The 14,505-nt window shown below is 29.6% G+C and carries 14 protein-coding genes; 5 read left to right on the top strand and 9 right to left on the bottom strand.

What is annotated here, in order from left to right; genetic code table 11:
* Window positions 1-22: 22 nt before the first annotated feature.
* From KM800_RS09325 to nirJ1, 8 genes are all read right to left on the bottom strand, one after another.
* Entirely contained in the window at window positions 23-1,708 is a 1,686-nt protein-coding gene (locus KM800_RS09325; RefSeq protein ID WP_217812842.1) for an acyl-CoA dehydratase activase, read from the bottom strand.
* On the bottom strand, window positions 1,705-2,979 hold the full coding sequence (locus tag KM800_RS09320; RefSeq protein WP_217812841.1) for a 2-hydroxyacyl-CoA dehydratase subunit D: 1,275 nt from the start codon (window positions 2,977-2,979) through the stop codon (window positions 1,705-1,707). Before KM800_RS09320 ends, KM800_RS09325 begins: the two co-directional genes overlap by 4 nt.
* Before the next feature lie 78 nt (window positions 2,980-3,057).
* A complete protein-coding gene (locus KM800_RS09315; RefSeq protein ID WP_217812840.1) occupies window positions 3,058-3,783 on the bottom strand; it encodes a serine/threonine protein kinase in 726 nt (241 codons plus the stop codon).
* The gene (locus KM800_RS09310) at window positions 3,780-4,004 is read right to left on the bottom strand and encodes a hypothetical protein (protein ID WP_039652031.1); all 225 of its coding nucleotides are present in this window, start codon (window positions 4,002-4,004) and stop codon (window positions 3,780-3,782) included. The genes KM800_RS09315 and KM800_RS09310 overlap by 4 nt, the downstream gene beginning before the upstream one ends.
* A 91-nt stretch (window positions 4,005-4,095) precedes the next feature.
* Window positions 4,096-4,560 (bottom strand): Lrp/AsnC family transcriptional regulator, encoded by a 465-nt coding sequence (locus KM800_RS09305; RefSeq protein ID WP_217812839.1) that lies wholly within the window; start codon window positions 4,558-4,560, stop codon window positions 4,096-4,098.
* A gap of 1 nt (window position 4,561) precedes the next feature.
* Complete coding sequence (locus tag KM800_RS09300) at window positions 4,562-5,017, bottom strand: AsnC family transcriptional regulator (RefSeq protein WP_217812838.1); 456 nt, start codon at window positions 5,015-5,017, stop codon at window positions 4,562-4,564.
* A gap of 21 nt (window positions 5,018-5,038) precedes the next feature.
* Window positions 5,039-6,013 (bottom strand): putative heme d1 biosynthesis radical SAM protein NirJ2, encoded by a 975-nt coding sequence (nirJ2, locus tag KM800_RS09295; RefSeq protein ID WP_217812837.1) that lies wholly within the window; start codon window positions 6,011-6,013, stop codon window positions 5,039-5,041.
* Window positions 6,010-7,176: a putative heme d1 biosynthesis radical SAM protein NirJ1 gene (gene nirJ1 / locus KM800_RS09290; RefSeq protein WP_217812836.1), complete on the bottom strand. Its 1,167-nt coding sequence runs from the start codon at window positions 7,174-7,176 to the stop codon at window positions 6,010-6,012. The genes nirJ2 and nirJ1 overlap by 4 nt, the downstream gene beginning before the upstream one ends.
* 153 nt (window positions 7,177-7,329) lie before the next feature.
* Here nirJ1 and KM800_RS09285 point away from each other — a divergent pair, with 153 nt between their 5' ends.
* Genes KM800_RS09285 through KM800_RS09275 form a run of 3 tightly spaced genes read left to right on the top strand, consistent with a single transcriptional unit; the run spans window position 7,330 to window position 9,226 of the window.
* Complete coding sequence (locus KM800_RS09285; RefSeq protein WP_217812835.1) at window positions 7,330-7,704, top strand: GntR family transcriptional regulator; 375 nt, start codon at window positions 7,330-7,332, stop codon at window positions 7,702-7,704.
* Between the two features lie 17 nt (window positions 7,705-7,721).
* A complete protein-coding gene (locus KM800_RS09280) occupies window positions 7,722-8,579 on the top strand; it encodes an ABC transporter ATP-binding protein (protein ID WP_217812834.1) in 858 nt (285 codons plus the stop codon).
* Window positions 8,580-8,581: 2 nt separating this feature from the next.
* Window positions 8,582-9,226 carry an ABC-2 transporter permease gene (locus KM800_RS09275; protein WP_217812833.1) on the top strand — a complete coding sequence of 215 codons (645 nt, stop codon included), beginning with the start codon at window positions 8,582-8,584 and terminating at the stop codon, window positions 9,224-9,226.
* 48 nt (window positions 9,227-9,274) lie between these two features.
* Here the strand turns inward: KM800_RS09275 and KM800_RS09270 are convergent, their stop codons facing one another.
* Window positions 9,275-12,514, bottom strand: coding sequence for a DEAD/DEAH box helicase (locus tag KM800_RS09270; protein WP_217812832.1), 3,240 nt, complete (start codon window positions 12,512-12,514; stop codon window positions 9,275-9,277).
* A 518-nt stretch (window positions 12,515-13,032) separates the two neighbouring features.
* Here KM800_RS09270 and KM800_RS09265 point away from each other — a divergent pair.
* Both KM800_RS09265 and KM800_RS09260 read left to right on the top strand, forming a co-directional pair.
* A complete protein-coding gene (locus KM800_RS09265; RefSeq protein WP_217812831.1) occupies window positions 13,033-13,896 on the top strand; it encodes a TerC/Alx family metal homeostasis membrane protein in 864 nt (287 codons plus the stop codon).
* Window positions 13,897-13,971: 75 nt separating this feature from the next.
* Window positions 13,972-14,472 (top strand): amidase domain-containing protein, encoded by a 501-nt coding sequence (locus tag KM800_RS09260; protein WP_217812830.1) that lies wholly within the window; start codon window positions 13,972-13,974, stop codon window positions 14,470-14,472.
* The last annotated feature ends 33 nt before the right edge of the window (window positions 14,473-14,505 follow it).

The raw sequence follows: 14,505 nt of genomic DNA, 5'->3' as shown, positions 1-14,505 counted from the left end.
TTATGACAAAGATAACCAGTTATTATACATTCTCCAGTGCAATAAGAGCTGCTCCTAATGCTCCCACTATCTGTGGTTCATCAGGTATAAATATACTTTTCTGCAATTTCTCTTCCAGTAATTTTACAACGCCTATATTTTTTGCAACTCCTCCAGTCATCATATAATTTTCCTTCTTGCCTACTCTATTTACAAGAGATATTGTCTTAGTTGCAACTGATTTATTAAGTCCATGAATTATATCTGATATTTCCTTGTTTTGTGCAACAAGTGAAACAACTTCCGATTCTGCAAATACAGTACACATGCTTGTTATATCTATATCTTCTTTCCAGTTCAGAGATTTGTTTCCCATTTCATTCAATTGAACTTCAAGAGTTCGACTCATCATCTCAAGAAACCGTCCAGTACCTGCAGCACATTTATCATTCATGGCAAAATCAACTACATTGCCTCTATCATCCAACTTTATGGCTTTACTATCCTGTCCACCTATATCAATTATAGTTCTGACAGAATTGTTCAAAAAATAAGCTGCTTTACCATGGCACGTAATTTCAGTTATTTCTTTATCTGCAAAAGGAATGCTTACACGTCCATATCCTGTAGATATTATCTTAGAAAGCATGTCAATTGTAATCCCTATTTTGTTCAAAGCCTCCTTCATTGCATTTTCTGCACCATTTTTACTTTTAGCACCAGTTCTTACTATAGAATAAGATAATATTTTTCTTTTTTCGTTCATTACTACTACATTTGTAGAAGTAGAACCACTGTCTATACCTGCAACTAAAACGTCTTTGTTAGAGCTTTCACTTTTTATTATTCTTGATTTTTGTATATCTTCACTAACATTATGCTTTGTTTTAATAGTCTCCATAAAAGCTTCTATTCTAGTCTTCATTTGACCACTACCTTCTTCTGTATAATCAGTTTCTATCTTCAACATTGGTATGGAAATTATATTTTTAAGCTTTGCATATTCAAAAGAATAAACATCACAAAATTTAGTTGTATGATAAACTATTCCATCTATATTGGATAAATTTTCATTTATAACTTTAATCCTGTCACTGTTATCTACCATTCTCATGCATGGAAATGAATTTAATAAAAATGATGAATAACTTAAAAGGAAGTCCTCATCTCTAAAAAGTGTAGTAGTTCTTGTAAAATTCCCCGTACAAGTAAGATTATAATTTACAGAACCGCCTGCATCTTCAATTTGCCTGATAATAGAATTCTTTACTCGTGATCCTATGACTGCAATATTTATATTTGACTGCTTGTGATTTTTTATAACATGTTCCGAATTGACTATATCTATAAACTTATCACTGTCAAATTTTTTACCTGTAAACTCTTCTATTGCATTTATAAGTTTTATAATCTCATTTTTCATCAACAAGCTTGAAGCTCTATTTCTTTTTCTAGGTACATCTATGAGATGTACAAATTTAAAATAAGAACTTTCCCTAAGTACATCATATAATCTTTTTATACTATCACAGCAGTTTACAAGAATTACATTATGAATATCTGAATTCATACACTCTTCAAGTACTGCTTTTGCATATGTACATATACTGGGGTGCATCAAAGTGTCTGCTCTATCAAATCCTTTAACATTTGGATCTATTCTAACAACTTCTTCTCCAAATGCCTTTATTATATGAAAAGGAGTATATTTACAAACATAACCTATCATCTTTCCACCTCCGATTTCTTTTCCAGTATTTCCATGAATGCTTCCATCCTTGTCTTTATTTGTCCTTCATGTGCATTACGTCTATCAACCCCATCTCCATCAATAGATAAATATTGGATATTCTTTTTTCTAAGTACATCCTTTAAAATCATCGTTCCACCACTGCACTGTTTGCATCCGAACGAACAAAAATTTATAACTCCATCTGCATTAAAATCTTCTGCCATACTAACAACATTTTTTATTTTACCTTCAAAAGAACCATTTAATCTATTTTTAAGAAATTTTTTTGCAAGAGCTTCATAAGGATGATTATAGTCCATTTCATCCAAGTTATCGAAGTTGTAATCACAAACCAGAAGCTGACAATTTCTATTTAAATTCAAATACTCCTTTAAAGTTTCACTATAAAAAGGCATTATGTTACTCCATAAAATTCTCTTTCCCTTATAACTAGAGTATTTTTTTATATCCTCAGATTGCATTTTATAAAAGTTCAGGGTTTCTATTTTTCCTATTCCTAAATGTGAAGCAAATAATTTGAACATTTCCAGAGTAAGAGTATTGGGAAAATACTTAGATCTCAAATTTTTATAAAAACTGCGCATATATTTTTTGGTATCATTTTCAATTTTTATAACTTCCTTTAATTTTTCTTCATTAAACTTTAATTTCGTTACATCCTCAATAAACTCCACTATTTCATAGAGCTGATCCTCTACGTATTTTTCAGTATACTCATTGTACTCATAAGGTACATCGAGATAATAATAAGGTGCTTTATACTTGTCCGATATATATCTGCATGTATTTAGATTTCCATCACATATCATTGAAGAAGTTATGGAAAATTTCGCCTTGGGGGCTATTCCTGATTCCACGGCCCCTACAAATGCTTTGTGATAATTACATAATGTATCTGAAATACCACATTTTTCAGCATGATCTATAAATATATCTTCACAATAGGTTCCCGAAAGAAATGATGAAAATCCCTCAATTAAAAGCGGTTTTATACCCATTGCATGGAGAATTTCAACTGGTGAAAATATTGTAACAAATGCTGAATTATCAGGATGTTTAATAGGTTCAAGCATAAAATCCAAAGAAATCTTATTCAAATAATTCAATGAAGGTGGAAGTTCTTTATTTTTAAAAGTTGAAGCTAAAAACTTTGCAAGAGAAAATCCCCTTTTTATCAAATTAATTGCCTTGGTAGGATTGTCTATATTTTTTTTTATACATTTTCCATATGATTTAACCAAATTCATCTTTTTTACCTCTATAGTCTGTATTTAAATTCAAGAATTTTTATGCAATAAAATAATTAGGACAGATTTAATTTTCCCTCAAATCCATCCTAATTTCAACCCTAAAAAATCACTTTCTAACTCATAAATACTTTCATATACAATATTTATACCTAATAATCTTTTTAATAAATTCATTTCTTTACAGGAAAGTTTTAATTCCTTATACCATGGTTTTGATCTCTTGCTAATTCTCACAAATGAAGAATAGTATAAATGAAGAAGAAAGTGCCCAAAATATAAAAAGTCGTCAGAAAATATATATTTTTCATTATCAACAAATCTTGCGAGCCCAAAATCTATAAGATAAACATTCCTTTTATTAAGAATAACATTCGGTATTCTTATATCCCTGTGTACTATGTATCTTTTATGCAAATACTTCATTATGTCTATTAACTGTATTCCTATAGTATAAATTTCATTACGATTGAATTTATACATATCTCTGAAAATCATTTCCTCTATAGTCTTTCCTTTTTTATATTCTAGAATATATGCAAACGTATTATTATTTTTTATTGTATCGACTATTCTTGGAATTAGTGAATGATTAACTGTTGAAAGTATCTGTTCTTCAAATATAACCTTGTTTTTGTATTTTTTTACAGCCTTAGCTTTAATTTGTTTTAACACATATCTACTTCCATTTAATTCAACAAGATAACATATCCCAAATCGTCCTTCACCTATAAATTTTATAATTCTATACCCACCAAGCAAATATCCTGGTGGGTGTATATTGCTTTTAAAAAATGCAATCATGACCATGAACTTTTATAATTTTTTCTGTGATATCTTTTATTAGAATAATAATTCTTTCGTGAATTATAATAGTGTCCACTGTTATATTTACTTCTTGAATTAGAAAATGAACCGAACATTCTAAATAAGCGGCTAAAAAATCCTTGTCTTTTATAGTATTTACTACCTCTGTTTACATCTTCCCTATGACGCCCTTTTGATGATCTTGAAAAAAAGCTCATAATATCATCCTCCAAAACTGTTTTTTATCATTTTTATGGTATATTAATAATAGCATACAATTAACAATATATCAAATATTTAGACTATTCTTTAAAAATATTTTACACTTGTTTTTTTTAATTCTCTTATACTATACAGTACTCTGTAATCCTCAATTTCTGTATTATTAGCTATATTTTTAATGATTGTACTACACTTTTCCCTACTCTTTGCATGTACCATTGTATATAATTCATATTTCCACTCTCCAAACTTTTTTCTGCTGCAGCAGTGACTTATTTCCGGGATGGACGCCATATATCCTCCAATTGTATCCATATCCTTTTTATCCACATTCCAAACTACCATGGCATTGGCCTTAAATCCCGCCCTTCTATGATATAACACAGCCCCTATTCTCTTAAGTATTCCAACCTTATTATAGTATCTTATTCTATCTAAAAGTTCATCTTCACCTATACCAAGATCATCAGCTATATCTTTATATGGTCTGGAATTTACTGGAATTGAGTTCTGAAGCCTGCATATTATTTTTTTATCAAGTTTGTCAAGCATTTTAATTTTCCTCCATATTCAGATCTACTTTTATTTTAAATAACTTGGTTGCAGGCAAATTCATTATTTCCTTCAAACCAGTATTTGTCTTTATATCTTTTAGTATACTAATTAACTTTTCCTCAGAATAGGTTATAATTGTAAACCACATATTATATAATCCTTCTCTTATATAATTATGTGTTACTTCATCATATCCATTTATATATTCAGCAACTTCATCTATCCTGTAATAAGGTACTCTTGCAGCACAAAGAGTACTTATATATCCAAGTTTTTTTGAGTTGAAAATACCACCTATTCTCCGTATTATTCCTTCCTCTTTCAGTTTGTTTATCCTTTCAATTACTTCCACTTCATCAATGGACAATTTCCTGCTCAATATCTGAAATGGTCTTCTATCCATTGGAATTTCATCCTGTATTAAATTAAGCAATTTTTCATCTATATCATCCATAAATATCCTCCGTATAAATATCTAAATTTTACATAATCCATCTGATTCCATATAATTTCCACTATAATAGGACGCCCTCGCCCTGCAACCTCCACATGAATTCTTATGCCTGCATATACCGCACTTGCCAATATATTGTTGAGTTCTTAAGTCATTAAATAATTTACTGTTCTTCCATATTTCATTAAATGGTGTTATGCGTACATTTCCTGAAATGTCCCTTAAATATGCACAGGATTGCACATCCCCTTTGGGGCTTATTATGCAGTATTTTATACCTGCCAAGCATCCCCTCTTGAATCTTATATTCATGCCCATGTTTTCAGCAATTGGAACAAATTGAGGTGCGCATGTAGGTTTCAATTCTATATGAACCTGTTGTTGTTTTTTCATTATTGTTTTTAAAAGGATGTCATATTCTTTTGGACTCAAAAGCTCATCTTCCATATTATTTGCTCTTCCTGTAGGTATCATGAAAAATATATGATGTGCTGCTGCACCTATAGACACTGCAAAGTCGGTAATATCCATTATCTCGTCTTTATTCCACTCCATTACTGTAGTATGTACTTGAAATCTTATACCTGCTTTTTTACAATTTTTCATGGCAGAAACAGTATCTTCAAATGCTCCACTATAACCTCTGAAATCGTCATGTTTTTTTGGGTCCAAGCTATCAAGACTTATTCCTACTGCTGCAATACCTGATTGTTTCAATTGTTCTGCAATATGCATGGAAATCAAAGTACCATTACTGCCAAGTACAGGCCTGAGTCCGGATTTTGATGCATAATTTACAAGTTCGAATATATCTTCCCTCATAAGTGGTTCACCACCGGAAAATATCATTATTTTAAATTCTGCTTTTACAATTTGATCTATCAGCAATTTTGCCTCAAGTGTATCAAGTTCCCCTAAAAGCTGTTTTCCTGAGTCCCTATAACAATGACTACATTTTAAATTGCACTTATTTGTAGTATTCCATGATACTATCATCGTCTTATTATCTCCTCATCTGTAAGATAGCAGGCAGGATCCTGCTGCCAAAAGTCCCCATATACCGCTTCAGCTCTTGTTCTAAAATTTCCATTGCACAGGTCTATCCATCTACATTTCCCGCATCTTCCCTTGAGAAGCCCCTTTCTATCTCGAAGTCCTTTTAGTATTTTGTGAGAACCACTCTTCCATATATCACTGAATTTATTTTCTCTTATATTGCCAAAATTATACTGCCATGTAAATTGGTCTGAATGTACATTTCCATAGAAATCCACATCGGCAAAAGCCATACCGCATCTGTTTCCTCCATTTACTTTTAAAAGATTCAGTATATTCTCCGATCTATTTTTAAATAATTTTAATGACTTCAAATATGCATATACTCCATCTGCATGATTATCAACAGTAAGTATTTCCGTATTCTTTCCAAATTCAAGTGATTTTCTCATAATAAGATCCATAACCTCTCGAGTTTCATCTTTTGTAATATCTTCATCTATCATTCCAGTTCCTCTACCTGAATATACCAGATGATAAAAACATACTCTAGGTATATTCTCCTCTTTTATCAAATAAAAAATATCTTCCAATTCCCTGTAATTGTTTTTATTTATGGTAAATCTGAGACCAACTTTTTGACCTGATGATCTGCAATTCCTTATTCCAGTCAATGCACTGTCAAATGATCCTTTTACTCCTCTAAATTTATCATGGTTTTCTCCTATTCCATCAAGACTCACCCCTACGTATCCAACATTAAGCTTTTTCAATGTTTTGCATACATCCCTGTCAAGAAGCGTTCCATTAGTAGATATAGTACTTCTAATATGCTTTTTGTCTGCATATCCCAGTATGTCGAAAAAATTTCTTCTCATAAGAGGTTCACCACCAGAAAATAATATTACCGGCACATTAAAATCACTTAGATCATCAATGAACTGCTTCGATTCATCAAATGTCAGCTCTCCTTCATATCTTCTATCATCTGCATTTGCATAGCAATGTCTGCACTTTAAATTACAGGTTTTCGTACAGTTCCATACAACTACAGGACCTCTCCCTCTGCTAACTCCACATTTTTCAATAGAACTTCCTTTTATATATCTAAGATTGTCACCATAATTATGAGAATCACAAAGGAGTTTGCTTATACTTATCATTTGTATATGTCTCCTTTCCAATATTTATTATTTTTTCTATTATATTAATTAATATACATAAGGTCAAATCCATCTATTGACATTTGGTCTTATATTGTATATACTGTATATATTATAATATATACAGTATATACAATATAAGGAGTAACAATTATGAACATAATTATTTCAAATGTATCCAGGGATCCTATATATGAACAAATTACAAATCAGATAAAAGACAATATAGTAAGAGGAAATATTTCTGCTGGAGAACTTCTGCCTTCTATAAGAAATCTTGCAAAGGAACTGAAAATAAGTGTAATAACTACCAAGAGGGCCTATGAAGAGCTGGAGAGAGAAGGCTTCATTGAAACTGTACCTGGAAAAGGTTCTTATGTGTCATCACAAAACAAAGAACTTTTAAAAGAAAAAAAGATAAAGTCAATTGAAGACAAACTAATTGAAGCTATAGAAGAAAGTAAAATCATTGGATTTACAAAATCAGAATTAAAAGAAATGCTGGATATTCTATATGACAATATATGAATTGGAGAGGAAAATTTATGGACAATATTTTGGAAATTAAAAATTTAACTAAAATTTATAAGGGATTCACTTTGGACAATATAAATTTAAATCTATCTAAAGGCTATATAATGGGACTTATCGGTCCAAATGGTGCAGGAAAAAGTACTACTATAAAACTTATAATGAATCTCATAAAGAAAAGTTCCGGGTCTGTGAAAGTTTTTGGACTTGACAATATAAAATATGAGAAACAAATAAAGCAGAGAATAGGTTTTGTATATGATGAGAACTATTTTTATGAGGATTTAACTACAGTAAGTATGAAAAATATAATATCACGTTTTTATAAGGATTGGGATAATAGACTTTTCGATAAATATATGGATGAATTTGCTCTTCCAAAGAAGAAAAAAATAAAGCAGCTTTCAAAAGGAATGAAGATGAAATACTCTCTGGCAATTGCACTTTCTCATAATGCAGAATTTATAATAATGGATGAGCCTACTTCAGGTCTTGATCCAGTATTCAGAAGTGAAATGCTGGATATACTCTATTCTATAATTCAAGATGAAAATAAGGCCATACTATTTTCCACTCATATTACTACAGATTTGGAAAAGATAGCAGATTATATTACCTTTTTAAAGTCAGGGAAAATCGTATTTTCAGATACAAAAGACAGCATACTTGAAAATTACAGAATAGTAAAGGGAGACAAGGACCTTCTAAATAATAACATTAGAGATAAATTCATAGGAATACGTGAAAATTCATTTGGATTTGAAGCTCTTACAACCAACGTAGAGGAAGTTAAAAATTTTTTCAAAGATAGGGTTGTAATTGAAAGAGCCAGCCTTGATGACATAATGGTATATACAGTGAAAGGGGAATAAAAATGGGAAATCTTATTTTAAAAGATATATTAATACAGAAAAAAAGCTTTATAACAACAATTATATGCTCATTACCAATACTATTGAACTTTAAAAGTCTTGGTAATAATATTTGTATATTTGTTCCAATACTTATTACTTTCGTATTTATAACAAATGCTGTTTTACATGATGAAAAAGCTGAAATACTTTTAAACAGCCTGCCCGTAAAAAGGATACATATAATTTCAGCAAAATATATATCCATATTTTGTTTTACTTTAATAGGAATAATCACTATGTTTTTATTGGGAAATATCATACATTTTTTAGGATTTATTGATTTTCCAAGATCCTTGAATATTGAAGATATATTTATAACTTTTGTACTTTCTTTAGTTCTTAATTGTATAAATTTCCCCCTATATTTTAAATACGGATATCTAAAAGCAAGGTTTATACCCTTGATATTAATATTTGGTGTATTTTTTTTACTATCATCAATAGATGGGGTACTTCATAAATATATTAATTATGAGTTTATTATAAATAATTTAAACAATATGCCTGAAATTATACTAGACTCTATCATAGTATCGATATGCTGTATTGTTTTTATAATATCATTTTCACTTTCATGTAATATCTATAAAAATAAAGATTTATAAAAGAATTGTTTTTCAAGCAAGGGTCTTACCCTTGCTTATTTCTGAAATTTATTTGAACAAGTTTACTATTTCTTTTTCTGATAAAGCTGTAATTCCTGAATCTCCCGAAAGTCCATCTCCTATCAAACTATCTATGAGCTTCTTTTTTTCCCTTTGAAGTTGTATTATTTTTTCCTCAATAGTGCCTTTTGCCACAAGCTTTATAACTTCTACAACATGTTTCTGACCTATTCTATGTGCCCTGTCTGTAGCCTGTTCTTCTACAGCAGGGTTCCACCAGGGATCAAAGTGTATTACTACATCCGCAGATGTTAGATTAAGTCCTGTTCCTCCCGCCTTCAAACTTATCAAAAATACCGGATTATTTCCATTATTAAAATCTTCTACTATTTTCATCCTGCTCTTTGAAGGTACGGATCCATCCAAATAGCTATAATCTATACTCTCTGCAGCTATTTTCCCCGCAATATTTTTAAGTACAGAAGTAAACTGGGAGAATACCAATATTTTATGTCCTTCATTTATACTCTGAACTAAAAGCTCCATTAATGCCTCTATCTTAGCACTGTTACCCGTATAATTATCCATTACTATTGAAGGATCAAGACATAGCTGCCTTAGTTTTGTAATATATGCCAGTATTTCAATTTTACTACTTTTAAACTCATCATCTTCTACTTTCTTTTCAATAAGTGCCAATACATGTTTTGCATAAGTTCCATAAACCTTTTTCTGCTTCTTATCCATATTCACCATAATTGTCTTTTCTATCTTTTGAGGAAGTTCTTTTATAACATCCTTCTTTCTTCTTCTTAAAACAAATGGCTTTATAAGTCTATTAAGGTCCTCAATTACTACAGGTTCTTCCTTAAATCTCTTATAATACCTCACACTAAATCTCTTTTCATCATACAGATATCCAGGCATTATAAAATCGAATATGGACCACAATTCCATTACAGAATTTTCTATTGGCGTACCAGATAAGGCAAACCTTGTTTTTGCTCTTATCTTTTTAACACTTTCAGCATTTTGAGAATGGGAATTTTTTATATATTGCGCCTCATCTAAAATACAATAATCAAAGTCCATTTCTCCATACATTCCAATATCCCTTTTTAAAAGATTATATGTAGTTATAACAACATCCCATTTATCTATATTATCAATAAGTTCTTTACGTTCTTTTTTGGTACCATTAACTGCAGCAGCTTTCATATCTGGAGCAAATTTTTCAAATTCATGAATCCAATTATATACTAACGACGTAGGCACTACAATCAAAGATTTGCTGTTTGGATTGGAAATCAAAAATGCAATTGCCTGAAAAGTTTTTCCAAGTCCCATTTCATCTCCAAGTATACCGCCGAATCCTAAATAATCCAGTGTTTTAAGCCAATTATATCCTGTCTTTTGATAATCTCTCAATTTTTCTCCTAAATTATCAGGTTCCTTAAATTCAATGGTATCTATATTTTTTAACTTATCTCTTATTTTTTTAAGTTCCGACTTTCCTTTAATATATCTTATATTGTTCTCTTCTATATATTCATCCAGATATATTCCCTTGTTTTTAGGTATTTGAATATAATTCTCATTAATTTTCTTAGGTGAAACTACATCTAAAAGTTTTAAAAACTTTTTAAGTTCCAATTCCTCCAGGTCAAGATATTCTCCACTTTTTAATTTGTAATATTTAAGATTATCTCTAAAAGCTTGAAGTATAGCTGTTGTTTCATCTTCTGGTATATCTCCAAGCTTAAATTTCATTTCAAGATAATCATACTTTCCCTTTTGAATATTTCCACTGATATTTTTAGAATTAATGGATCTGATTCCTTTGAAATTCTCGGAATAAAAAACTCCTCCTACACTTTGAAGTTTTTCTATTTCACTTTTGAAAAATCTAAATACATAATCATCACCCCATATTAGGCGAAATTCATTGCCCATACGTTCAAATCCAAGAGACCTTAGCAATCCTAAAATCTCCAATTCTTTTTTAGAATCTCTATATATGATTTTTTCCCTGCAATCCTCAAATATATTAAATTCAAAGGATCCATATTTAACTTTAGTTGTAAGTGTAATATGTTTTCGTTTCTCATCAAAATAAAAGTTAAATTCACATTTTTCATTGACTATCTTGTTTTTTATGGGTCTTGAAATAGCCACACTATCAGACAATAAATTAAGCTGAGGGATCAAATTTCTAAGTATGAACTCCTCCTTAGATGCCGGTAACGCAACAGATCTGACACCATTGAAAACCGTAAGATAAGGATTTATTCTAGTACAGTATTCAGCATCTGGAATATATATAGTTGATCCATAAAAAAATACATTGTTTCGTGAACTCAGTGGAACAGGGGGTCCATTTTCCAGTTTGAGAATATAATTTCCCTTGGACATTCTTAAATCAAACTCTACAGGTGGGTACTTTTCCAATATTTCAGTTTCAACACATCTATATAAAAATCCCTCATCAAGATAAACCCTATGATCTTTTACGACTTGAAAGAATTCTCTTACAAGATAATCTGGTATATGGACATATTTTCCATCTATATTTGACTTTTTTATTTTACTTCTGTATGTATGACTTTCCTCTAAACTACTTAGCATTTGAATGAAATCTATAAGCACCTTGTCTTTTATGCTTAACTTGTTATTGGCCATATTAAAAGTAAATTTTTTCCCATAGCTTATTGGTATATTATTGTAAAGTGCCATCAAAAACTGTTTTAAATTTTTAAGCACATATAGTTCATTTGAATTCATGGTACTAAGTCCTATCCTAAACTCAGCAGAAATTTTATTGTCCCATTGATTTCTGTTTACATAGACTTCCATTTTTATTTCTTCTTTATGTTTTTCATCACCTAAAAGCATAGACAAAGTATCAACATTATTTTTTGTTTGGAAAATGTCTTTTCCTTTTTCATCATTAAAGAGAGAATTTTTTAGAATATCATCTACAGACTCATAAAATGTAGCTACTAAATGCTTACAACAGTAATTATCCCTTCTAAATTCATTGTTTTCATAATCCGGACAGCTGCAATAAGTTGAAACTATCTCTTTATTTACAGCATCTATTTCAATTTGCGTTTCATACTGATTAAAAAGACTCTCTGAAATAACATTGCCTTTTATATAAATAAGATTATCTTCACTTTCAATATTTACAGATGAAATCAAATCATTATTTATAATTCTCATTGCTTTAACATGGTTTTTACCACTTATTTGTTCATTAAATATTTGAAGCAACTTATCTCTATCCATTATATCACCTTAATAGTTAAGTATTTTTACTTACCATTATATATAATAAACTAAAAATTTTCTATAAATCATGGACTTTCTAGCACGTTTAATTTTATACATTTAGAAATATAACAAATTCATCTCCATATGTTTTAGTATAAAAACATTTCCAATATTAATATTAACACAAATAATATACTCTTATCATTAATTTCCCATTTAAAATACATGTTACCTTATTTGTTGTGATTTAAATGATATTTATTACCTTATTATATGATTTATATTTAAATTATATGTAATATTGTAAACTTGATATTTTTTTGAATCTATGCTACTATAATTAACATAAAATATAATATTGAATATTAAAAGGGAGTAATTGAAATTACAAAGTCAACAGTTCGATTTAGAATATCTAAATCTGGTTTTGTAAACCTTCGGGTAATAAGACTTTTATCATAATTCACATATAAAATAGAATTATGATAAAAGTCTTATTTTTTAAAAAATATTAAATTTAGGAGGGTAACTCTATGTCTACAAAAAAATCTTTAATACATCTAGGATTCTGGATAGGAATGGCACTTATATTTAATGCAGGGATTTATATATTCATGGGTCATGAAAAAGCCTTAGCTTTTTTAGGTGGATACATTATAGAACAAAGTCTTAGTTTGGACAATCTATTCCTGTTCCTCATAATATTTGAGTGTTTTGCCGTAAATCCCCAATATCAAAAAAGAATACTTACTTACGGAATTATAGGAGCAATAATTCTAAGATTTATATTTATAATCTTAGGTGTTACTATTATCAATCAATTTCACTGGATGCTATATATATTTGGCATAATACTTATAATAAGTGGAATCAAAATGATATTTAAAAATGATGTAGTAATTAATTTTAAAAATAGCCGAGTAATTGGATTATTGGAGAAAATAATTCCTGTTTCTGATAAGATTGAGGGAGAAAAATTTTTTATCAGGAAAAATAAAATACTATATGCTACACCTCTATTTGCCATATTAATACTTATAGAAGCTTCTGATATAATTTTTGCCATAGATTCAATACCTGCTATATTTTCAATAACTACAGATCCATTTATAGTATATACTTCTAATATATTTGCAATATTAGGCCTTAGAAATATGTATTTTTTACTTGAAAAACTTCATAATAATTTTGCATATGTTAAATATGGAGTTGCATGTATATTAATATTTACAGGTATTAAGCTTTCCATTACTTTCTTCCATATAAATGTTTCAGTAATAGCGTCTTTGGCAATTATATTCTCTATACTTTTAACAAGTATTTTTATATCCATTATTCTGAGCAAGAATAAAAAATCACCTGTCAATTCAGAAGCTTGTGAAGACATAGCCAAGTAAATATAAAATAATATTGTAACTTTATAAAACATATAAACATAGATTATATCATAATCAACTTTATGGAGTACTTATGTGAATTATAGAAATAGTACATCTTATTCCAAAGTTAACGCTGTAAATTATGCCGTTAAATATGCTTTAGAACCAAATCCAGATTATAAATATTTTTTAGTGTATGGTAACAATGGAGGGGATTGTACAAACTTTATATCTCAATGTTTAAGAGCTGGAGGTGCACCAATGGTAACTTCAGGGAAAAATCAGTGGTGGTACAATAATAGGAGCTGGTCTGTATCTTGGTCTACTGCCGGCTCCCTTTACTGGTATCTCAAAATTAATGATAAGGATAAACTATATGGTATTAAAGGCACAGAAGTGAATTCCATATCCATGATGGAACCTGGAGATATAATATTCTATCAAAATGCAAATGGAAGAATGCAGCATTCGGCAATTATAACATCATACTATGAAAACTATCCTTTAGTTTCCCAACATACCCCAAATATATTAAATATACCCTATAAAAAAGATTGGTCAGTTAAAATGCATTTTTTAAAAATACATCTTTAAAAAGTAATTTTAACCTTATTTTAGTGAAATTAG

This window comes from Clostridium tyrobutyricum, from assembly GCF_019144085.1.
Classification (GTDB): Bacteria; Bacillota; Clostridia; order Clostridiales; family Clostridiaceae; genus Clostridium_B; species Clostridium_B tyrobutyricum_A.
The sequence above is the reverse complement of the archived record's forward strand: the minus strand, read 5'-3'. Positions and strand labels throughout refer to the sequence as shown.